The organism is Enterococcus columbae DSM 7374 = ATCC 51263 (assembly GCF_000406925.1).
GTDB classification, from domain to species: Bacteria; Bacillota; Bacilli; order Lactobacillales; family Enterococcaceae; genus Enterococcus_E; species Enterococcus_E columbae.
Genome location: NZ_KE136349.1, coordinates 131413 through 152244 on the forward strand (window position 1 = coordinate 131413; position 20832 = coordinate 152244).

Here is a 20832-nt window from a genome sequence, read left to right on the forward strand (position 1 = left end):
ATACTATTGACTTTTAAAAAATCTTGCAAATAATTTACTTGTGAAAAGTTATCTTATCTAATTAAGGAAATGAAAAACGGTTGGGTAAAGACTTTACCCAACCATCAGACTTTTTGGTTATTGGTGAGTGTTTTTTTATCAACAATATTCGCTTAAAGGCTTTGTTTTAAAACCAATCACTTTTTCTATTTATTTAGATATATTGCAGCTGTTTTTCACCTTTATAAGCTTGATCAATTAAGCCACCACCCAGACATTCCTGATCTTGATAAAAGACCACTGCCTGACCTGGCGTAATAGCTCGAACCGGTTGAGCAAAGGTTACTTTCGCTTGATTATTTGGTAATAATTCTACGGTCACTGGTACATCCTGTTGACGATAACGGAATTTGGCTGTACAGGTAAATTTTTGTGGCTGCTCTTCATTGGTAGTAAAATGAATTTGACTAGCCATCAACCAATCAGCATAAAGTAATGGATGATGGAAGCCTTGGTCGACATACAAGGTATTGCTAGCTAAATCTTTTCCAACCACAAACCATGGTTCTTGAGATTTACCGCCGCCACCGATACCCAGTCCTTGACGTTGACCAATCGTATAATACATCAAACCATCATGCGTTCCTTTTTCAATCCCATCTGGTGTCACCATTTTACCTGGTTGAGCTGGTAGATATTGGCTTAAAAATTGCTTGAAATTCTTTTCACCGATAAAGCAAACACCGGTAGAATCTTTCTTTTTCGCCGTTGCTAAACCAGCTTTTTCAGCGATTTCACGCACCTGAGGCTTTTGGAGATGGCCTAGTGGGAACATCGTTTTTTGTAATTGCTCTTGGGAAAGCTGACTTAAAAAATAGGTTTGGTCTTTGTTATTATCCGCACCACGCAGCATATGGATCACACCATTTTCGTCACGACTTACCTGTGCATAATGCCCCGTTGCCACATAATCGGCTCCGAGCTGTAAGGCATAGTCTAAGAACGCCTTAAATTTGATTTCTTTATTACACATAACATCTGGATTAGGCGTACGTCCTGCACGATATTCAGCTAAGAAATATTCAAAAACTCGATCCCAATATTCTTTTTCAAAGTTCACTGAATAATAAGGAATGCCAATTTGTGAAGCAACTGCGGCTACATCCTTGTAATCCTCGGTCGCCGTACAAACGCCATTTTCATCGGTATCATCCCAGTTTTTCATAAAAATACCAATGACATCATAACCCTGCTCTTTTAAAAGCAAAGCTGTTACTGACGAGTCTACCCCGCCACTCATACCTACAACAACCCGAATTTTGCTGTTGTCTTGCATATGATCACCATCATTTCTTTATAGATTCTGAAATCTACTACGATTGAAGGTCGCATTATTTTCAGTACGTTCTATTTTACATTAGAATGGCTTTTTTTGCATGAATTTTTGTTAAAACTACTGAAAATTTTAACATAATTCAGGCAGAAGTCGACCATCCTCTATAGGTGGGTGATGAATGCCATTCGGTATGAGGGTTACTGTTGGTAACTCGAAGACCGACAATACAGTATATTGTCTTTTTATTTTGTTCTATGTTATAATCAGTATATATTAGAAATGAGTTGATATAAAATGGAATTAGATACAAATAACCATTCAGTCTTCCTTCTTTATTACCATCTTATTTTAGTAACGAAATACCGTAGACAAGTGATTGATGATGACATATCTGATTATGCTAAAGCTACTTTTGAAAGAATTTCAGAATCGTATCACATTACTTTAGTGGAGTGGAATCATGATAAAGACCACGTTCATATTATGTTCAAAGCTCATCCTAAAACAGAATTGACAAAATTCATCAACGCCTATAAAAGCGCTAGTTCAAGATTGATAAAACGTGATTTTCCAAGAGTCAAACAGTTTCTTTGGAAAGAAATGTTTTGGTCTAAAAGTTTTTGTCTGTTGACGACTGGTGGAGCACCAATTGATGTGATAAAGAAATACATCCAAAATCAAGGAAACAATCATAAATAGAAAGCAGGTGAACTTTGTGGAACGACTAAAAGCGTACAAATTCAGAATCTATCCAACAGAGGAACAAGAAATCTTCTTTGCCAAAACTTTCGGCTGCGTTCGTAAGGTCTACAATCTAATGCTTAATGACCGAAAAAAAGCATATGAAGAAGTTAAAAATGATCCTTCTAAAAAAATGACTTTTCCAACACCGGCTAAATATAAGAAAGAATTTCCATTTCTGAAAGAAGTCGATAGCCTCGCTTTGGCCAATGCCCAACTTCATTTAGATAAAGCATACAAGAATTTTTTTCGGGATAAATCTGTTGGCTTTCCACGTTTCAAAAGTAAGAAAAATCCTGTTCAGAGTTATACAACGAATAATCAAAATGGTACAGTTGCTTTGATTGATAGTAAATTCATAAAAGTTCCTAAATTGAAATCATTAGTAAGGATTAAGCTTCATAGACAACCAAAAGGGATGATTAAATCTGCTACAATATCACGCCATTCTAGCGGTAAATACTATATTTCTTTGTTATGTAAAGAAGAAATTAGCGAGTTACCTAAAACCAATTCTGCCATTGGTATTGACTTAGGTATTACAGACTTTGCGATTCTTTCAGATGGACAAAAAATTGATAATAATAAATTCACTTCAAAAATGGAGAAAAAGCTTAAACGTGAACAACGTAAACTGTCTAGGCGTGCATTATTAGCTAAAAAACGAGGTGTTAAACTCTATGAGGCTCGAAACTATCAGAAACAAAGACAAAAAGTGGCACGTCTCTACGAAAAAGTAAAAAATCAACGTACTGATTTTCTGAATAAACTGAGTACAGAAATTATCAAAAATCACGATATTATCTGTATTGAAGACTTAAACGTAAAAGGTATGTTGCGTAATCATAAATTAGCAAGAAGTATTTCTGATGTATCTTGGTCTAGCTTTGTGGCTAAGTTGCAATACAAAGCGGACTGGTATGGACGTGAAATCATCAAAGTGGATACGTGGTTTCCGTCTAGTCAGATTTGTTCAGAGTGCGGACATAAAGATGGCAAGAAATCGCTCGATATTCGAGAATGGACTTGCCCTATTTGTCATACTCATCATGACCGTGATATCAATGCTAGTATCAATATATTGATTGAAGGTCTAAGAATACAAACTTCAGCTTAGGCACAATTAAAAAAACCGTAGGAACTACGGGGATAGCTTGGTAAATAAGAGAAACCGCTGTTAGTGAAGAAATAAGCTATCAAGTGTGCTCTATTCCCAAGAAGCTCCCACTTCAAGCGTTAAGAACCGTTAGGTTTAGCTAAGTGGAGAGTAGTTCACTTTTCCAAGATAAAAAAGCAAGCACTACAGCTAGATTTTTTTTTATTGAACATTCGGATATTTATTTTTGTATTTTTTAACGAAAATCTAAGTTGTTATAGCTAATAAGTGTTTTTTTAGATTGTTTAACTCTCTCTCTCTATCAACGATTATTTTTTCACTATCTACAGACAGTTTATTATTTTGCGAAATAATTATTTCTTGAATCATTTTAGTTGATTTGTAAAATTTTAGTTGATACTTGAAGTTCTTTTCATTTTCTGTTAATTCTTTAGCAACAAACCAAGATGTTTTTTTTGTTTCTCCAAAAACCATGTGTATTTTTATAGATAATCTTTCTATTTCTTTTTTATCAGTAACTGTAAACATTTTTACATCACCCATAGTATTTGTGACTGTAACTTTTATTTCATCTACATTATCCGGAGAAACAATATCTATATTATTTTTTTTACATGAACTTAGCAAAAGAAAAAATAAGAAAAATATATTTAATAGAACAGGTACCTTCTTTATCATAAAAATCCCTTCTTCTGTTCAATGTTTTGTTTTTCTATATTGATTTCTAATTATGGACTCATTTTTTCCGTATTTAAATTCCTTTCTGCCCATATAACCAACTATAAAATACCATTGTAACAAAAAAATATCAACGATTATAAAAAACATTTCAGTTTGTAGGATGTATAGTTAATAATAATTAAATTAGGGAATAAAATTATCAAGTAATTTTATTCCCTTCTTGAACTAGCAATCATTCAAAATCATTGTAAATTCTCTTACGTTTTCGCTCTTCACGTTCTGTATTATCAAAAGCTTTTGGTAATACTTGCGCTCATGCGCTTGCTGAATTTCAGGAACTGAATCATTGTACATTGCGTCATAGGCTTCTCGATAAACAACATTTAGTCATACATCTCGCCCATAATCCGGTCTGTTCAATTCTTCTTAAAACGAGTTATGGCCACTATTAGACTATATGGTAAGGTATAAAGTATTAAATCAAATAATCTATAATTTAATATATATATAGTCTTCTCTACTCCAACAATTAATGTTAATGCCAACAGAAAAAAGATTATTTGAATAAAAGTTATCCATAGTACAGTTTTTAAATAGTATAATGCTCTATTTTTCATTATTTCCACATATTAATCCTTCCATTCTTTGGATAATAATCTCTGGCATCAATAAATTTTGCTAAGGACAACCCTACATTTTCATAGAAATCTAAAACGTTAAAAGCAGTTTCTAAAATTCCAGAAAACATTCCTGTTAATATGCCAAATCTTTTAGCAGCTCGGCTCATCATTTCTCTTGCTAATTTTTGACCATGTTTAGCTGCATACGCACCTAATGTTGCATAACCACCAATTAAAGTTTGAACAATTGTAGAAAAAGCTACGGCGAATTCATCAACAGTTATCACTTTGCCATCCCAAAAACCAGCCTTTGATCTATATGGTGAAAGAGATTGATAAACTATTTCATAAAGACGTTCTGTCGTTAAATTTGGATATAAACTCTGATATTCATTGACAAGTTTATCAATTTGGTCTTTTGGTAATTGTATAGGTTCACTTAGTAAATTATCTATCCTATCTAGTTCTTTCTTTTCTTTTTCGAATTGAACAATTTGCTTTCCTACTTCGTCTGCATAAATAAAAGGAGTACATACTTGACTAAATAATGTAAAAATTAAAAAAATAGCAACCCCGAACTTTAAAAATTTCTTTGACAGTTTCATTCGCCTCTTTTCCCAATATTATTCTGATATTTTTTGTAAGAAACCATAAAATAAGCATATTTTTTCCGAAATAATAACTCCTTTCTGCTTACAATCAGTTATTCTATAATCGAATAATATCATATAAAACAAATCGTGTAAACGATAACATAAAACAAAAATAGTTTTTTATTAAACATCTTATGAAGTTTATATTCAAAATTACTATTGATGAATTTATGTTGTAAAAACAGTAATAATAATGCGTTCGTAGACAGACGGACGCACAATGGAATGGGTATATCTTCGTCATTTTTTTAGTTACGAGACTCATACCACTTGACAATCGCATAGAGATCTATGCTTAGTGATTATATAAAAGCTTGTCAAACTTTGCTATAATCAAAACTGGTGTTTCGCTACCTGGCACCAATTCCCATATCGAAAGGGTATTTTCAAGCATGCGTGACTTCATTTACTGCGTCATCTTGCCAGTAATTGCCAGCTTGGTGGCAATGCTGATACATGACTTGCTACATCATCGTGATGACTAACTAAGGTATGCAACGTAGCCCAAAATAAAAACAAAATGCCAACAAGGACAATATTTAGTCCTTGTTGGCATTTTGTTTTATTCTATTTTTGATAAAAGTGTATAAATTTTTAACAAGAAAATACATATAAACTACAAAAAAAACTAGTGCAAAAAATTGAAGTTTTTTTCCAAATTCGTAGTTAATAGTTCCTTCTTGAATGAAATAGTCTATTTGTTGCTGTGTTAAATCTTCGGGGTTTATGGGTACGGGAAGGAAATTAACAGATAAAAGTGTTCCGATCAAGCCCATAATAAGTGCCATACACAAAAAAAGATGGCGAATTCTCACTATATCATACCTCCTATATCTAGTTGTTTTGAACATCACCCTTATATACATTTTTCTTACTTTTTCTTTTTTTACAAACTCGAAAATAACTTAACATTAAAAGTTCACTGGCAATACCTCTTAACATCCATTTACTCTTTAAAGCAATTCGGATAATTTTAACTAATCTCTAATTTTTATCCTGTAACCGTTTTAAGCAATTTACATTATATCAAAATTTTTAGGACTAGCAAATCATTCATTTTCTAGTCTTATTCCTGTCCAAATCGAATTTTTAGAGCTTGTGTAAAATAAGGGAAATATTCATAATCATCAAATATTTCTATAGGTGTATAATTTCGTTTAAGATAAGCTAGCTCTTTATTCGCATCTTCAGCAATATCTTCTGGCACTGGAGTTACGTTAGTGTTTAAGTTAAACGCTAGGCTTATTATACTCTTAATGTTGAGCTTGTATTCCAGCCTTCAGACACGCAAATTGGATTGATTAGCCCAGTTTCAATATTGTAAATCCTATCAAAATTAGTACGTGTAGTTTCGCTAAATGACAATAAGTAAATCAAACTTTGATGATAGATATCATCTTGTCTTGCCTGTTGGATTTTTTCAAAGAAAAAATCCCTATGTTGCTGGTCTGCAAATGTTACTTTCATGCGTTTCACTTCTTCAATCGTTAAATACGCTATTATTCAGTTTAAAGCATTCCAATATTTTTTATTTATCAAAATACTTTCAAAAATTATACAGTCTTTTAATAAAACTAATCTTCTTCTTTTTCTTGATAGATTACACTATTATTTTCTTTTTGATATTGCTGCTCTTTATCCCTTGAAATAATCACTTCTTTTTGCTCTGAATACTTATTTTTTTCAAAATTTTCAACGTATTTTCTGACAAAGTTTCTATACTCGTAAGTGACAATTTTTCCTTCACTTTTCAGTATTTGCTTGTACTTGAGATACAAATCTTTAGGTATCCTCATACTGATTAATTGATATTTGTCTGACATCGTAATCACTCCAAACCTCATATATATTTTATATATATATTATATATAAAATATATATATAAGTCAAATAATTTCCTAATCCTTCTTTCTATTTAAAAGCCAAAAAATCTAAATATCCTTTTTCCCCTATTTTTACTAACGCATTATAGCTCTTCGTTTTATCCTTCGACTTAATTCCTTTAATCAAGGTTTCTTTACCAGACAATAATTCTGCTACATTTGTTTTTGATAATTTTTTCTTTCTAAAATTATCTGCTAGTGTGAATTTACATTCAGGATAATTGGAACAGCCATAAAATGATTTTTTCAATACAATGTTATGGCCACATTTAGGACATTTTCCTACAAGGGGTCCCGAGCGCTTAGTGGGAATTTGTACCCCTTATCGATACAAATTCCCCGTAGGCGCTAGGGACCTCTTTAGCTTCTTGGAAGCTGTCAGTAGTATATCTAATAATTTATCTCCATTCCCTTTAGTAACGTGTAACTTTCCAAATTTAAAAAAGCGACTCATAGAATTATTTCCTCCCGTTAAATAATAGATAACTATTAAAAATAGACAATACTTGCTCATAAGTAACGGTACTTAAATTGTTTACTTTGGCGTGTTTCATTGCTTGATGAAACTGATTTTTAGTAAACAGTTGACGATATTCTCGATTGACCCATTTTGAAACAAAGTACGTATATAGCTTCCAATATTTATCTGGAACATCTGTGGTATGGCGGGTAAGTTTTATTAAGACACTGTTTACTTTTGGTTTAGGATGAAAGCATTCCGCTGGCAGCTTAAGCAATTGCTGAATCGAGACTTGAGTGTGCAAGAGCAACCCTAGTGTTCGGTGAATATCCAAGGTACGCTTGTAGAATCCTTCTTCAACAATCAGATAGATGTCAGACGCATGGCTTTCAAAAACCACTTTTTTAATAATTTGTGTGCTTAAATGGTAAGGAATACTCCCAACAATTTTATACCTCTGTTTGTTAGGGAATTGAAACTGTAGAATATCTTGGTGAATTAAAGTGACACGAGTATTCAGTTTTAATTTTTCTGACGATAAGTTGAATAGATGACTGTCTAATTCAATAGACGTTACCTGTTTACTTATTTTAGCCAGTTTCGTCGTTAAATGCCCTTTACCTGTTCCAATTTCGTAAACGGTATCGGTTTCTTTTAAATTCAATTGTTTTATTATTTGGTTGAGTACTTTTTCACTCGTTAAAAAGTTTTGAGAATATTTTATATTTTTGTTCATGTAATCACTCCTGAAGTGATTACATCTGTAAATAAATACAGAAGTTAAACGATTTGTTTGTAATTTTAGTTATCTGTTTAAAAAGTCATAAGATTAGTCACTGGTAGGAATTAATCTAACGTATTTATTTATCTGCGTAATCACTGTTTTTAGTCTGTTTCAAAACAGTAGATGTTTTATCTACATTACGTATTTGGAATACCAACATGACGAATCCCTCCTTCTTAATTACAAATTTTTAGCATCTAATTTAACTTCAATTCCTATTATACACAAAATTTTAAGATACTGCACTATCAACACACTCTTAAGTTTGCTTCTAAGTCTTATTTCCATAACTTCTTTTACGTTTCCGCCATTCTTTGCTGTTTCGATTTTTATGATATGGTGCAAGTCAGCACGAACACGAACCGTCTTATCTCCCATTATATCTTTTTTTGCACTGATTGGTGTATCATTTCGTTTTTCTTTTTGTGCGCCTAAATTTCCCACAATCACTCACTTCTTTCTATTTCTTCTTATTCTTATTTTATCATCAACAATCACAAATCACTTGTGATTTGTGATAAGTGATTTGTGATTAATATATAAAAGCCCTCTTTAAAGGGCTTTTATGTTTATTTTGAGAAAGATATAAAATCAATATATCCCTTTTCCCCAATTTTTACAACGGCATTGTAGGGCTTTTTCTCTTTGTTTTTGATTCCTTTTACCAGGGTTTCTTTTCCCTCCAGTAATTCTTTTACATTCGTTTTGGTTAGTTTTTTCTTTCTAAAATGTTCAGCTAAAGTAAACTTACATTCAGGATAATTTGAACAACCATAAAACGATTTTTTTAATACAATATTGTTGCCACACTTAGGACATTTTCCTACAATATTTTTTTCTTCCTCTTTTTGCTTATTTTTTTGATATTCAGAAAAATTCAGACTAGCTATTTTTCCAGGTACATTTTCTATCAAATGATAAATAAATTTCTTTATATTATTAAGAAAAACCTCTTGTGTACCTTCTTTCTTGCCTATTTTCTTCAAATAACTGGCTCCATAATAAATTGGACTGATGAATCAAAATCGATTCTTCAGTCCAATTTTTCATTTTAGGTATAAAAAACATACCGTTCTCTGATATGATTAAATCACCACAAATAACCCAAGAGAGGACGGTATGCTATATGAATCATTCTATCAAAAAAATGTTACGATTAATAGACCCTAATTTAACGATTCTTGAAATTACTCAGGAGAAAATCAACCATCAGATGACTCTTGTCATTAAAGCGAATCTTTCCCCTCAACCTTCACCTTGTAAATGTTGTGGTGCCAATGTGATAGATGAGGATGGAAAGTTCGCTGTAGTCAAAAACGGCAAAAAAACAGTCACTGTACGCTTAGAAGCTTTCAACCATTTACCAATGGTCATGCATTTAAATAAGCAACGCTATGTATGTAAAAAGTGCAGACACTATTGGACTGCCCAAAGCTATTTTATTCGCCCCCATCATGCTATTTCTGAGCAGGTACGATTTAAAATGATGGATTTATTAAAAGAAAAAGTGTCGCTTACTTTTATCGCTAAACAATGTCAGGTTTCTATTTCTACGGTTATTCGTGTCTTGCGCTCATTTAAACCTCAGTTGCCTAAAGCAAAACAGTTGTACTTACCGAAAGTTTTACTAGTAGATGAATTCCGCTCACATACTTCTTTAGAAGATAAAATGAGTTTTATTTGTGTAGATGGTGAAACAGGGAAATTGTTGGATGTTTTACCCACTCGTAAATTACCTTATTTGAAAAACTATTTTCAAAACGCCAAAAATAAGGAAGACGTACAATTTTTAGTTTCAGATATGAACGCGAGTTATATGCAATTGATTGCGAGTCACTTTCCTAATGCCCAATTAATCATTGATCGCTTTCATATTGTCAAACATATCAATCAGGCACTCAATGACTGTCGCGTACGCGAAATGAAAGGATTAATCAAAGAGAAAAAAGAAGCCAAGCTGCAAAATTAAAAAGTAATTGGCGCTATATCTTAAAGAAAAGAGCGAGCCTAGATGTTACAGAATATAAATCCTGGCGCAGTTTTCGCCAACCTAAATTTCCACTTTTAACAGAAGAAATGATGGTTGACCGGTTATTGGCTTTTTCTCCTAAACTCAAATTAGGCTATCAGTATGTCCATGATTTATTAGAAGCTTTTGATAATAAAGATCCAGATACATTTTTTGAGATATTAAAAACGTTACCAGATACACTAGATGAAGTACTGAAAGAGAAGTTACAAAACTTAATAAACTATGAAGAAGGAATAAGAAATGCACTGATTTATACTTATTCTAACGGCAAAATAGAAGCCAAGAATACACATATTAAAACTTTAAAACGGGTTAGTTATGGTTTTCGATCATTTGTGAACATGAAATTAAGACTATTTCTGATGAATGGTTTAATTGAATCGAAATAACAAAAAGAGCAGAGATAGCAAATAGCTGTCTATCTCTGCCTATTCCTTTTGTAAAACTCATCAGTCCAATTTGACAAAGAGCCATTAAATAGCTTTAATGCTTGCTTTTTGATCGTTTTGCGATAGTTAACTTATGGTTGATACTAAAAAATATGCCACAGTCAAAATTACTCTACTTTTTCAAATAGCCCACGATCAATAAAACCGTCCATTAAAAAATAGAATTTTTCTTGGAGCATTTGATGCTGCTCATTTTTAAAAATATCAACTGCTTTTAACCCATTGGCATTGGTAATCGACATTTTTAAGGTTTTAATATCTTTAGAAACAGTTATTTTTAACTTAAAGCCTTCTTTACTTTGAGGAGTCGCCTCTAAAGCACGCAATAACTGGAAATTTCCTCCATTGGTTTCAACAAACCCATTGTCTCGTAAAGTATAACGCTTAGCAGACGGACTTAAACGATACTGAACAGGTGAGCCTAAGACCGATGCAGTTTGACTAAAAGCCATCTTAATCACTCCGCTTCAATTGTTTTCTTTTATTTTACCATACCGTAAGAGAATTACTAGTCTAAAAATATTCATGCTTGTAATTGGTGCAAGATAGCCAGCAATTCTTCGGTAAATGCTTGAATTTGCTCAAAGGTATTGCCATAGCCAAAGCTTAAACGAATACCTGAGCGAATATACGCACTATCCTCCCCATACATAGCCGTTAAAACATGCGAAGGATGGACATTTCCCGCTGTACAAGCTGAACCCGTAGAAATCGCCATGTGTTTTAAATCAAGGCGCATTAAGAGCAACTGATTATCTACACCTGGAAAAGACAGATTCAATACGTGTGGCAACTTGCTAGTTAGCTGACCATTGATTTTAAAATCGACCTTTTCCTGTTCAAGCTTAGCAACTAAATACTCCGTCCACTCATGATAAGGAAGCTGTTCTGCTTGTAATAAGGCCTGATGGTGATAAGTTGCCATTTTAGCCATCGCACAAATCGCCGGCAAATTTTCAGTCCCTGCTCGTCTTTTTTCTTCTTGTTCACCACCGTGTAGATAAGACGCCAGCTTCACCTTGGTATCTTTATATAAAAATCCTACCCCTTTTGGCCCATTGATTTTATGTGCAGAAATACTCAATAAATCTACCCCTAGAGCTTTCGGTTCAATGAACACCTTCCCATAGGCTTGTACTGCATCGGTATGAAAAACAGCCGGATGATCTGCCAATAATGCGCCAATTTCGGCAATTGGCAATAGATTGCCTGTTTCATTATTCGCAAACATAATAGAAACTAAAATCGTATCTTCACGTAAGGCGGACTTGACATCCTCGACATCAAGCATCCCCTCATGATCTACAGGTAAATAAGTCACCTCAAAGCCTTGTGCTTCTAAAAAATGCATACTTTCTAAAACAGCTGGATGCTCAATAGCAGTCGTAATAATATGCTTTCCCTTGTCTTGATTCGCCCAAGCACAACCGATAATCGCTGTATTATCGCCTTCTGTTCCTCCACTGGTAAAAATGATTTCACTAGCAGCTACGCCTAAGGTTTGGGCAATTTTTTGGCGTGCCTCACTTAATTTAGCATGAGCATGACGACCATAGCTATGAATACTGGAAGGATTCCCAAAATTATTCGCCATCACTTTCGCCATTTCCTCGATTGCTAATGGATGCATCGGTGTCGTTGCTGCATGATCAAAATACATGTACAAAACTTCCTTTACTTTAATTTGAACTTATTCTACAACAAATAAGAAGGGAAGCAAAAAATCCTGATTCTTTGCTTCCCTCCTCAATCACAACTATCATTCAGCGCTCTCTAGGCATCTTCTAAAGCTAGACGGAATAATGGACTCATTGGGGTATTTTCGTGAATTCTTCGTAGTGCTTCACCCATCAAATCCGCACAGGTGATATAGGTTAATTGTTTTGGTTGGCGACTTTCATCCACATAACAAGAATCCGTCACGCAAATGTCTTTAATCGCAGACTGGCTTAGACAATCGCTTGCTCCTTGCGATAATAGTGCATGAGAGGCACAAGCATAGATTTCTACAGCCCCTTCAGCTAATAACAGCTCACTTGCTTTAACAAAGGTTTGCCCGGTATTTAAAATATCATCGACCATGATACATTTCTTTCCTTTAACATCACCGATAACATAGCCACCTGCTTCATACTCACTAGACTGATCCACAATTGCCAAAGTAGAACCAAGATATTCAGCTAAGCTACGCGCACGTTGCACACCGCTATTTTTAGGTGAAACCACAACATAATCATCGCCACTCATTTCCAATGAAAGGTAATGCTTGGCAAACAAAGGAATGGTAAATAAATTATCTACTGGAATATCAAAGAAACCTTGTACTTGTACTGTATGTAAATCAAGCGTTAACACACGAGTTGCACCTGCTTTGGTTAGCATATTGGCAATCAATTTCGCAGTAATTGGTTCATGTGGTTTTGCTGTACGATCTTGGCGAGCATACGCATAGTAAGGTAAAACCACATTAATGGTTTTCGCACTTGCCCGTTTCATCGCATCAATCATAATTAAAAGCTCCCAGTAATAGTCATTAACGGGTTGGTTGGTTGATTGAATGATAAAAGTATCCACACCACGCACACTTTCTTCAATGTTAATCGCAATCTCACCGTCGCTAAATTGTCTAACCACACATTTACCAAGCTCTTGCCCGAAAGCTTTGGCAATTTTTTCTGCCAAGGGTTGATTCCCATTCAAACTAAAAATCTTCAAATTATTTGTTGCTTGTTTCGCCACCATAGAAGCCTCCACTTACTTATTTTCTTCATTTTAACATATTTTTTGAAAATTTTCATTGCTACGCTTAAATTCCTACAAATCATTGAGCAATCGGTGGAAATGAAACCGTCCCACTTAGCCATTTAACCGGAATGATTGCTGCTGAGTTGCCCCATAGATCATGCGCCTTAATGTAATATTCGCCTTTCTCATCCATCGCATAGGCATAGGCAACTACCCAATGATTGCCATAGGTGCTCCCTTTTTTCTTAGATAATCCGACAATTAAGGGCTGTTTGGTAGCTAACCGTTTTTTCACCCGTTGCCAAGCACCAATTGAGGTTTGTCGAACACGAAATCCAGGCGCAAAACGACGGAAATAACGATTTAAGCCCATGCTCAATTCAATCGGTAGCGTCGGGAAGCCAAATGGTTGAATAATTAATTTAAGCAGTGCGACTAGCGCTTGCTCTTGTTGGCTACCTACCGATCGTAAATAGCTAGGAATGATTGCAGGATCATGCTGGTCTTGATAATAGGCTAATAAGACCGCTGCTGCATAGCTCCCACAATAATTGCCTTGTCGATTCACCCACGTCTGATAGCGAGTAAACTCTTTTTCATCGATACCTTGCCAGTTCATCTAATTTCCTCTCAAACCATCGTCGCGCCTAGCGTATTTTTAAAATGCTGTAAAGCCCATTGATGCCCAACTGGATCAAAGCTAGCGACGGCATCTTTTACGATAAAGACTTCATATCCTAAATTATAGGCATCTACTGCCGTATGCAAGACACAAATATCGGTACAAACCCCAGTGAGATAAAGCTGGGTAATCTTGCGCTCACGCAACCGTAAATCTAAATCCGTCCCACAAAAGGCTGAATAATGCCGTTTATCTAGCCAATAGACATTCTCTTTGTCTTGATTGGCTTGATAAAGTGGCGCGAGCTGACCATAAAGCGCACGGCCTTCAGTTCCTAGTAAATTGTGTGGGGGAAATAAACGATTTTCCGGATGATACTGATCATTTGGATCGTGTCCATCGATAGCAAAAACCACAAAATCCTGCTGTTCAATAAATTCCTTAGTGACCGCAACTAAAGCTGCTTCAATTTCTTGGCCCGCTTGTCCAGTGGTCAACTTACCATCTGTCGCTACAAAATCATAGGTATAATCAATTGAAATTAACGCCTTCATCTTTTCGTCTCCTTTTTCTACAATGAATCCTAAACCAACGTTTTCGCAAATTCAATAACCATTGCTGCTGAGCGTTTACCAGCTTCTTCAATAAATTCATCAAAGCTCATCGTTGCTTGATGATCAGCCGTATCACTAATTGCCCGCACGACTAAAAATGGAATATTAAATTGACGGGCTGTTTGGGCAATCGCCGCGCCTTCCATTTCACAAGCTAAGGCCTCTGGAAAATGCGCTTTGATTTGTGCCACCTTAGCTTCATCATTAACGAAACTATCTCCAGTTACGATTAATCCCGTCTTAACGTTTTGTCCGGTATTTTCGGCGGCCTTTTTCATTGCTGATAACAGATAGCTACTTGCTTCAAAGTATAATGGCATGCCCGCTGGTAATTGCCCATACTCATAGCCAAAGCCAGTGACATCAACATCAAAGTAGGCTAATTTTTCAGAAAATACGACATCGCCGACTGCAAGATTAGCCCCAATCCCCCCAGCAGAACCAGTATTAATCACCATATTCACTCCATACTGTTGAATTAGCAAGCTCGTAGTTACACTGGCCGCAACTTTACCAATCCCACTGCGAACGACGATGACTTCATGTTTACCTATGGTTCCGGAAATAAAAAGCACGCCTGCTCGTTCCCAAGACATTGCCCCTTCAATTGCTTGCCGCAATAGTTGAATTTCCTGTTCCATTGCACCGATAATACCAATTTTCATTAAAAAATTCCCTCCAAAATTCAAAATCGTTTTCAATTATCACAAGAAAAAGATCATCATGAAAACTAAAATTAATAATAAACTAACAATAATAATTGCCTTCCATAAAAACTGATTAACAGCCTTGGAAGTTTGTTTTTCTGCAATGCGAGATTTACTAACTGCCGCCTGCTTTTTTAATTCTTTACGATAATGACGCGCAATCTCTTTTTCTTCTTTTTCATATTCTCGCTGGGCTTGTTTGTTTACAATCGCTTGATTACGCTCTAACGCCTTTTGCTCTTGTTCACGCCGTCTACGCATTTCAGAACGAGTGAGTAAGGGCTTGTTTGACATATTTACCGTCCTTTCTCATTAGCTAATAATAATTCCCAGTACTGAATGGCAAAAATAGTTTTGGCATCACAAATTTCACGACTGGCCAAAGCCGCCTTAGCCTCTTCCAGGGTTAGTTCATAAACCTCTAAGACCTCATCTTCATCTTGTGGTTTAGGATTAGGCACTTTATATAGATCCTTAGCATGATAAATATATAATTGCTCATTAGCAAATCCCGGGGATAGATACATCTGGGTAGCTAGCGTCCATTCCTTTGCTTGATAGCCGGTTTCTTCTTCTAATTCACGTTGACCAGTTACTAAAGGAGTGGTACCTTCACCTGGATCAATTTTACCAGCTGGGATTTCTAACACTACGGCCTCCAATGGTTTACGGAATTGCTTAACAAATAGCATTTTTCCTTCCTCAGTGATGGCAATCACCGCTACCCCACCTGGATGAAAGACTAATTCCCGTTTTCCCTGACTTCCATCAGGTAATTGGACCTCATCAACATATACATCGATAATTTTTCCATGAAAAATTTCTTTACGTGCTAAAGTTTTTTCTTCAAAATCATGATAGCTTAACATTTTTTCGCCTACTTTCTTGGCAATTTCTTTTTATTCATAGTTTACCATATTTTAGCTACACTTGCTGATTTACAGGTAAAACTATAACAGACAATTCTTATTTTTTTCTAAATTCTGCAAAATCAACCTGTAGATGGATATTTTTCTGATTGATAAAATGATAAAATAAAGACAATAAATGATCACATTCAATAAAATGGTGGAGGTTAATATGAAAAAAAATATATATTTACCAATTGGCCTACTTGTCTTTGGTATGTTGATTTTTGGGTTAACAGTTTTGGAATCAATTCAGTACACAATTTTTTTTATTTTTTGCTGCCTATTTTTTATTGGTGCGGCAATGGCAGTCAAGCATTTTCTAAATGATGCTTTATTACCTAAATCATTTGTCTATGCCTTGGCGACCAGTGTCTTTTTCTCTTTACTGTTCAATAGCGAATTTTTAGAAGAATTAACTGATGATTTTCATGAGGTCTTGTTGGATTTATTTCTAGCTTCTCTATTGCTAACAGCTGTTTTTGCTGTATATTTTTCTTGGAATCAATGGCGCTCACAGCCTAAAAAGACCAATTATCCAAAGCTCTCTAAGGTTAAGCAACAAAACTATTATGCACTAGGGATGACTGATAGCGAGATTGAGCTATTTAGAGATACCATGTATCAAGCTAAGATGCAAATCGAGCAATTACAAGCCAATATCTTAAGTAATTCTAAATTAAAGGCCTTAGATTTACGCCGAGATTGCCTTAAAATCAGCAAAGCCTTATTTAAAGAAATCGTAAAAAATCCTAAACGCTTAGCCGATGCCAGCCATTTTTTATATACGCATCTACCAAATCTCGTTGATCTAACCAATAAATATATTGAAATTAATCAACATGAGATTAAAAATAAGGAAGCTTATGATAAACTAGAAGAAGGAATCCAAGTGATCGATCAGTTAGCAGTCTTAATCGGTAAGGATTATCAAGATTTTGTGGCCGATGATTTAGAAGATTTAGACTTAGAAATCAACGTAGCCCGTAAGCATATCGATCGAAATGCAGATGATCAAAACTTACAATTCTAATTTTTTATACGGTTTGGAGGAGTGTGTGTATGAACGAAGAAGTGACTACTGAAAACAAATCACTAGAAGATTTACTCAATAATCCGTTTTCTCTAGAAACCAACGATTTAACAGTCGCCCAAAAAAATGAGATTCAACAACTACAAGAAAAACAGCAAGCACCGCGCTTAATCGATCGCTTAAGCGAGAACTATCAAGAGCAAGCCAAAGCCTTAGCTAAACAAATCGATGTTACCGATAGTCAAGGAGTAATCGTCTATGGAGCTGCCGCTCAAAGTAAGCTGAGTGAATTCTCCCAAAATATGTTAAGCCACGTTCAAGCGGCTGATATTGGTCCAATTGGTGATTCCTTAACTGAACTGATGTATCGCCTACAAGAAGCCAATCCAGATGAATTACGAACCGGTGAAGGTAACTTCTTCCAACGTATGTTTGGCAAGGTAAAACAATCTATTTATGAAATTACCGCCAAATATCAAAAAATCGGTGCGCAAATTGATAAGGTAGCAGTGAAATTAGAGCGTGAAAAAGATGGATTACTCAAGGATAATCAAATGCTCGAACAGCTTTATCAAAAAAATAAAGACTATTTCGACGCTTTAAACATCTACATCGCAGCTGGGGAATTAAAAATTGAAGAATTGCAAAACGAGATTATTCCCCAAGCCATGCAAAAAGCCCAAGCGACTGGGGATCAGATGGATGTGCAGCTAGTAAATGATTATACGCAATTTCTAGATCGTTTGGAAAAACGCACGCATGACTTACGCCTTACTCGGCAAGTGACAATTCAACAAGCGCCACAAATTCGCTTGATTCAAAATACCAATCAGGTTTTAGCTGAAAAGATTCAATCTTCTATCCATACAGCGATTCCTTTATGGAAAAATCAGGTCGTCATCGCCTTAACCTTATTAAGACAAAAAGATGCCGTTACTGCTCAACGCCAAGTTTCTGAAACGACCAATGACTTGCTTAGAAAAAATGCCGAGTTATTAAAGGTTTCGGCAATAGAAACAGCCAAAGAAAACGAACGTGGGATTGTTGATATTGAAACGTTGCAAAAAACACAAGATGATTTAATTGAAACCATCCAAGAAACCTTGCGCATTCAAAAAGAAGGTAAAGAAAAACGACAAGCTGCCGAAGTAGAATTGAGTGTCATGGAAGAAAATCTAAAACAAAAATTACTCGAATTAACGAGATAGCCTTACAAAAAATACCCCTAGCTAGATTAGTCAGCCTACGATAGCTAGGGGATTTTTTACGCAAATATTGAAACAAACGATGGAACGGAGGAAAAAAGATGAGTATTTACTTTTATGGCTGTGTGACAATGGATGGTTATCTAGCTGACAAAAATCACAGCTTACAATGGCTCCATGAAACAGGCACGCCTGAAGAGACTGACTACGCTGAGTTTTATCAAAAAATGGATATTACCATCATGGGACGAAAAACCTTTCAGGAAATTGCCCAGTTTGACAACCCAGCTTCCTTTTACCCAACGACTACCAATTACGTTTTTACACACCAAGCAGACTTTGCTCAGCCAGGCTTTCTTGCTGTCAATGAAGAAGTTTGTCGTTTTGTCAAACGTTTAGATAACGAAAAAAATATCTGGATTGTTGGGGGAAATACCCTTTTATCTCCCTTACTTGATAACAATCTAGTGGATTATATGATTCTACAAATCGCGCCAGTTCTATTAGGAAAAGGCATCCCTTTATTTACACAAAACGAGCAGCTGCATCGTTTCCAGCTAATAGAGGTGAAACAGTTTGGTCCATTTGCCGAATTAATCTACAGACGACCATAGTCCTCTCCCTTAGCTCTAACTATGATTATAAAATAAGCGCTGCTTCCTTGATTGAACGAAAGCAGCGCTTATTTTGTTGCGTAAAACATCTAGCTAACACTTATGAACGTTGATTTAGCTGACTATGCTTATAGCCATAACCAAAATAGATTCCCAAGCCTATCACCAGACTAATCACAAAGACCACCCAGGTAGCTAGCGATAATTGAATCATTAATGCTAGACAAAATAGAATGGATAATAGCGGTAAAAACGGGACAAATGGCACCTTAAATTCACCAGGCTTTGGCAAGCCAGCCACTTTACGATAATGGATAATCCCATAGGCCATCAAAATTAAATAAGCTAAGGCAACAATATTGGTTAATTCTGCTAAAATATTTAACGGAAAAACGGTCGCAAAGAAAAAGACGACGATTCCAGAAACATAAGTCGCATTTTTAGGTGTATGATGTCTCTCATCCACTTGTTTTAACGCTTTCGGCAATAAGCCATCTTTACTAATCGCATAAACCAAACGTGCTAAAGAGTACATCATCGAAATCGTTACTGTTAATAAGGTTAAAATCGCCCCAATTGAAATGATAGAGCCCACCAAATCTAGATGTAAAAAACGCATGGCAAAGGCCACTGGATCATTCACACCTAATTGTTTATAAGGAACTAAGCCAGTTAAAATAGCTGTTACAACAATATATAATACCGTTGAAATGGCAATTGCGCCAATCATCCCACGAGGAATATTTTTCTGTGGCTCGTGAACCTCCTCTGCCGCCATTGCAATTGCATCAAAACCTAAAAAGGCAAAAAAGACTAAGGCTGCCCCATCAATAACTCCCTTAGCACCAAAAGGAATATATGGCTGCCAATTGGCTGGCTTAACAAAAAAAGCGCCCACTATAATAAACAAAGCGATAATCCCAAATTTCACCCAAACCATAAAATTATTCAGACTTAAAGCTTTTTTGGCTTCTTGAGTAACCCATAAAGTAACTAATATCACTACAATGCCGGCGATTAAATCAAAATAGGTGCCATTCGCTAGATTAAAGCCAGCTGTCAAGGCTTTTGGCAAATGAAAGCCTAAATAGCTTAAAAAACCTTGAAAATAAGCTGACCAACCAGAGGCTACCGAAGCCACCGCTAATAAATATTCGCAAATCAAAAACCAGCCAGTTAACCAAGCAATCAATTCACCAAAAACCACATACATATAGCTATATGCGCCACCTAAAACTGGAATTCTAGAAGCAAATTCGGCAAAGCTAAAACCAGATAAAATAACCACAAATGCAGCAACTACAAATGATAAGGTTAGCGCAGGACCAGCCAATGTTGCTGCCGCTTGACCCGTTACAACAAAAATCCCTGTACCAATCACCGCTCCAATCCCCAGCAGGATTAAATCCTTTAAATGTAAGTTTTTCTTTAATCGACTAGTTGTTTGGGATTGCATACTCTTTTTTCTAAATAAATCCATTTCCTACTATTATTATCTCCTTTAGTCTATCTTTTTTCCCAACCAACAAAATAACGAACTTTTATTTTTTATCTTTTTTAAATTTTTACAACACCATAACATTATACTATGCTTTAATCGAGAATACTATCCTACTCATTAATAACATTTTAATTTCGATAAAAAATTA

Annotated in this window: 23 protein-coding genes and 4 pseudogenes; 6 read left to right on the top strand and 21 right to left on the bottom strand. The window is 35.3% G+C overall.

The genetic code is table 11. The features are described 5' to 3' along the window. Positions 1-193: 193 nt before the first annotated feature. Positions 194-1315 carry a tRNA 2-thiouridine(34) synthase MnmA gene (mnmA, locus tag RK02_RS08315; protein ID WP_016183793.1) on the bottom strand — a complete coding sequence of 374 codons (1122 nt, stop codon included), beginning with the start codon at positions 1313-1315 and terminating at the stop codon, positions 194-196. A gap of 294 nt (positions 1316-1609) precedes the next feature. Here mnmA and tnpA point away from each other — a divergent pair, with 294 nt between their 5' ends. After that, positions 1610-2014, top strand: coding sequence for an IS200/IS605 family transposase (tnpA, locus tag RK02_RS08320; RefSeq protein ID WP_016183100.1), 405 nt, complete (start codon positions 1610-1612; stop codon positions 2012-2014). Positions 2015-2030: 16 nt separating this feature from the next. Then, on the top strand, positions 2031-3173 hold the full coding sequence (gene tnpB, locus RK02_RS08325) for an IS200/IS605 family element RNA-guided endonuclease TnpB (protein WP_016183794.1): 1143 nt from the start codon (positions 2031-2033) through the stop codon (positions 3171-3173). Between the two features lie 246 nt (positions 3174-3419). On the opposite strand, the gene RK02_RS08330 is transcribed toward tnpB, so the two are convergent. The 11 genes and pseudogenes from RK02_RS08330 to RK02_RS08380 form a co-directional block, all read right to left on the bottom strand. Further along, on the bottom strand, positions 3420-3851 hold the full coding sequence (locus RK02_RS08330; RefSeq protein ID WP_016183795.1) for a hypothetical protein: 432 nt from the start codon (positions 3849-3851) through the stop codon (positions 3420-3422). Positions 3852-4470: 619 nt separating this feature from the next. After that, positions 4471-5079 (bottom strand): hypothetical protein, encoded by a 609-nt coding sequence (locus tag RK02_RS08340; RefSeq protein WP_016183797.1) that lies wholly within the window; start codon positions 5077-5079, stop codon positions 4471-4473. A 587-nt stretch (positions 5080-5666) separates the two neighbouring features. Further along, positions 5667-5942 (bottom strand): hypothetical protein, encoded by a 276-nt coding sequence (locus tag RK02_RS08345; protein ID WP_016183798.1) that lies wholly within the window; start codon positions 5940-5942, stop codon positions 5667-5669. A 251-nt stretch (positions 5943-6193) separates the two neighbouring features. Further along, entirely contained in the window at positions 6194-6403 is a 210-nt protein-coding gene (locus tag RK02_RS12250) for a DUF6075 family protein (protein ID WP_425387166.1), read from the bottom strand. Then, on the bottom strand, positions 6373-6594 hold the full coding sequence (locus RK02_RS08350; protein ID WP_018451762.1) for a DUF6075 family protein: 222 nt from the start codon (positions 6592-6594) through the stop codon (positions 6373-6375). Before RK02_RS08350 ends, RK02_RS12250 begins: the two co-directional genes overlap by 31 nt. Positions 6595-6701: 107 nt before the next feature. Then, complete coding sequence (locus RK02_RS08355) at positions 6702-6950, bottom strand: hypothetical protein (RefSeq protein ID WP_016183799.1); 249 nt, start codon at positions 6948-6950, stop codon at positions 6702-6704. A gap of 88 nt (positions 6951-7038) precedes the next feature. Next, a pseudogene (locus RK02_RS08360) lies at positions 7039-7299 on the bottom strand (topoisomerase DNA-binding C4 zinc finger domain-containing protein); the annotation flags it as partial. Positions 7300-7468: 169 nt separating this feature from the next. Next, positions 7469-8206 (bottom strand): 23S rRNA (adenine(2058)-N(6))-methyltransferase Erm(B), encoded by a 738-nt coding sequence (erm(B), locus tag RK02_RS08365; RefSeq protein WP_002292226.1) that lies wholly within the window; start codon positions 8204-8206, stop codon positions 7469-7471. Positions 8207-8330: 124 nt separating this feature from the next. Beyond that, positions 8331-8414 carry a 23S rRNA methyltransferase attenuation leader peptide gene (locus tag RK02_RS08370; RefSeq protein WP_018451764.1) on the bottom strand — a complete coding sequence of 28 codons (84 nt, stop codon included), beginning with the start codon at positions 8412-8414 and terminating at the stop codon, positions 8331-8333. Between the two features lie 89 nt (positions 8415-8503). Then, a pseudogene (locus RK02_RS08375) lies at positions 8504-8704 on the bottom strand (peptide-binding protein); the annotation flags it as partial. Between the two features lie 119 nt (positions 8705-8823). Continuing rightward, positions 8824-9246: pseudogene (locus RK02_RS08380) on the bottom strand (topoisomerase C-terminal repeat-containing protein); the annotation flags it as partial. A 134-nt stretch (positions 9247-9380) separates the two neighbouring features. On the opposite strand from RK02_RS08380, the pseudogene RK02_RS08385 reads away from it, so the two are divergent. Further along, positions 9381-10675: pseudogene (locus RK02_RS08385) on the top strand (ISL3 family transposase). Positions 10676-10842: 167 nt separating this feature from the next. Here the strand turns inward: RK02_RS08385 and RK02_RS08390 are convergent. From RK02_RS08390 to RK02_RS08425, 8 genes are all read right to left on the bottom strand, one after another. Continuing rightward, positions 10843-11187, bottom strand: a complete 345-nt coding sequence (locus RK02_RS08390) for a DUF1831 domain-containing protein (RefSeq protein WP_016183803.1) — start codon at positions 11185-11187, stop codon at positions 10843-10845. Positions 11188-11258: 71 nt separating this feature from the next. Then, the gene (locus RK02_RS08395; RefSeq protein ID WP_016183804.1) at positions 11259-12395 is read right to left on the bottom strand and encodes a cysteine desulfurase family protein; all 1137 of its coding nucleotides are present in this window, start codon (positions 12393-12395) and stop codon (positions 11259-11261) included. Between the two features lie 113 nt (positions 12396-12508). Further along, positions 12509-13477 carry a ribose-phosphate diphosphokinase gene (locus tag RK02_RS08400; RefSeq protein WP_016183805.1) on the bottom strand — a complete coding sequence of 323 codons (969 nt, stop codon included), beginning with the start codon at positions 13475-13477 and terminating at the stop codon, positions 12509-12511. Between the two features lie 79 nt (positions 13478-13556). Beyond that, complete coding sequence (locus RK02_RS08405) at positions 13557-14099, bottom strand: hypothetical protein (RefSeq protein ID WP_016183806.1); 543 nt, start codon at positions 14097-14099, stop codon at positions 13557-13559. 11 nt (positions 14100-14110) lie between these two features. After that, positions 14111-14656: a cysteine hydrolase family protein gene (locus RK02_RS08410; protein ID WP_016183807.1), complete on the bottom strand. Its 546-nt coding sequence runs from the start codon at positions 14654-14656 to the stop codon at positions 14111-14113. A 29-nt stretch (positions 14657-14685) separates the two neighbouring features. Next, positions 14686-15381, bottom strand: coding sequence for a 5'-methylthioadenosine/adenosylhomocysteine nucleosidase (locus RK02_RS08415; RefSeq protein ID WP_016183808.1), 696 nt, complete (start codon positions 15379-15381; stop codon positions 14686-14688). A 39-nt stretch (positions 15382-15420) separates the two neighbouring features. Beyond that, positions 15421-15717: a cell wall synthase accessory phosphoprotein MacP gene (gene macP / locus RK02_RS08420; protein WP_016183809.1), complete on the bottom strand. Its 297-nt coding sequence runs from the start codon at positions 15715-15717 to the stop codon at positions 15421-15423. Between the two features lie 2 nt (positions 15718-15719). Then, the gene (locus RK02_RS08425) at positions 15720-16292 is read right to left on the bottom strand and encodes an NUDIX hydrolase (RefSeq protein WP_016183810.1); all 573 of its coding nucleotides are present in this window, start codon (positions 16290-16292) and stop codon (positions 15720-15722) included. Positions 16293-16503: 211 nt separating this feature from the next. Between RK02_RS08425 and RK02_RS08430 the strand changes: the two genes are divergently transcribed. The 3 genes from RK02_RS08430 (at position 16504) to RK02_RS08440 (ending at position 19183) form a co-directional block, all read left to right on the top strand. Beyond that, complete coding sequence (locus tag RK02_RS08430; protein WP_016183811.1) at positions 16504-17364, top strand: 5-bromo-4-chloroindolyl phosphate hydrolysis family protein; 861 nt, start codon at positions 16504-16506, stop codon at positions 17362-17364. A 29-nt stretch (positions 17365-17393) separates the two neighbouring features. Then, positions 17394-18572 carry a toxic anion resistance protein gene (locus tag RK02_RS08435; protein ID WP_016183812.1) on the top strand — a complete coding sequence of 393 codons (1179 nt, stop codon included), beginning with the start codon at positions 17394-17396 and terminating at the stop codon, positions 18570-18572. Between the two features lie 98 nt (positions 18573-18670). Further along, positions 18671-19183, top strand: coding sequence for a dihydrofolate reductase family protein (locus RK02_RS08440; protein WP_016183813.1), 513 nt, complete (start codon positions 18671-18673; stop codon positions 19181-19183). 100 nt (positions 19184-19283) lie between these two features. Here the strand turns inward: RK02_RS08440 and RK02_RS08445 are convergent, their stop codons facing one another. After that, complete coding sequence (locus RK02_RS08445) at positions 19284-20663, bottom strand: amino acid permease (protein WP_016183814.1); 1380 nt, start codon at positions 20661-20663, stop codon at positions 19284-19286. Between the last annotated feature and the right edge of the window lie 169 nt (positions 20664-20832).

Coding starts and splice junctions, on each gene's coding strand:
- RK02_RS08400 (WP_016183805.1), bottom strand. CDS start 13,477: ATGGTGGCGAAACAAGCAACAAATAATTTGAAGATTTTTAGTTTGAAT.
- RK02_RS08435 (WP_016183812.1), top strand. CDS start 17,394: ATGAACGAAGAAGTGACTACTGAAAACAAATCACTAGAAGATTTACTC.
- RK02_RS08425 (WP_016183810.1), bottom strand. CDS start 16,292: ATGTTAAGCTATCATGATTTTGAAGAAAAAACTTTAGCACGTAAAGAA.
- RK02_RS08355 (WP_016183799.1), bottom strand. CDS start 6,950: ATGTCAGACAAATATCAATTAATCAGTATGAGGATACCTAAAGATTTG.
- RK02_RS08410 (WP_016183807.1), bottom strand. CDS start 14,656: ATGAAGGCGTTAATTTCAATTGATTATACCTATGATTTTGTAGCGACA.
- RK02_RS08445 (WP_016183814.1), bottom strand. CDS start 20,663: ATGGATTTATTTAGAAAAAAGAGTATGCAATCCCAAACAACTAGTCGA.
- macP (WP_016183809.1), bottom strand. CDS start 15,717: ATGTCAAACAAGCCCTTACTCACTCGTTCTGAAATGCGTAGACGGCGT.
- RK02_RS08340 (WP_016183797.1), bottom strand. CDS start 5,079: ATGAAACTGTCAAAGAAATTTTTAAAGTTCGGGGTTGCTATTTTTTTA.
- RK02_RS08390 (WP_016183803.1), bottom strand. CDS start 11,187: ATGGCTTTTAGTCAAACTGCATCGGTCTTAGGCTCACCTGTTCAGTAT.
- RK02_RS08330 (WP_016183795.1), bottom strand. CDS start 3,851: ATGATAAAGAAGGTACCTGTTCTATTAAATATATTTTTCTTATTTTTT.
- RK02_RS08415 (WP_016183808.1), bottom strand. CDS start 15,381: ATGAAAATTGGTATTATCGGTGCAATGGAACAGGAAATTCAACTATTG.
- RK02_RS08440 (WP_016183813.1), top strand. CDS start 18,671: ATGAGTATTTACTTTTATGGCTGTGTGACAATGGATGGTTATCTAGCT.
- RK02_RS08370 (WP_018451764.1), bottom strand. CDS start 8,414: ATGTTGGTATTCCAAATACGTAATGTAGATAAAACATCTACTGTTTTG.
- mnmA (WP_016183793.1), bottom strand. CDS start 1,315: ATGCAAGACAACAGCAAAATTCGGGTTGTTGTAGGTATGAGTGGCGGG.
- RK02_RS08405 (WP_016183806.1), bottom strand. CDS start 14,099: ATGAACTGGCAAGGTATCGATGAAAAAGAGTTTACTCGCTATCAGACG.
- RK02_RS08395 (WP_016183804.1), bottom strand. CDS start 12,395: ATGTATTTTGATCATGCAGCAACGACACCGATGCATCCATTAGCAATC.
- RK02_RS08430 (WP_016183811.1), top strand. CDS start 16,504: ATGAAAAAAAATATATATTTACCAATTGGCCTACTTGTCTTTGGTATG.
- tnpA (WP_016183100.1), top strand. CDS start 1,610: ATGGAATTAGATACAAATAACCATTCAGTCTTCCTTCTTTATTACCAT.
- RK02_RS08350 (WP_018451762.1), bottom strand. CDS start 6,594: ATGAAAGTAACATTTGCAGACCAGCAACATAGGGATTTTTTCTTTGAA.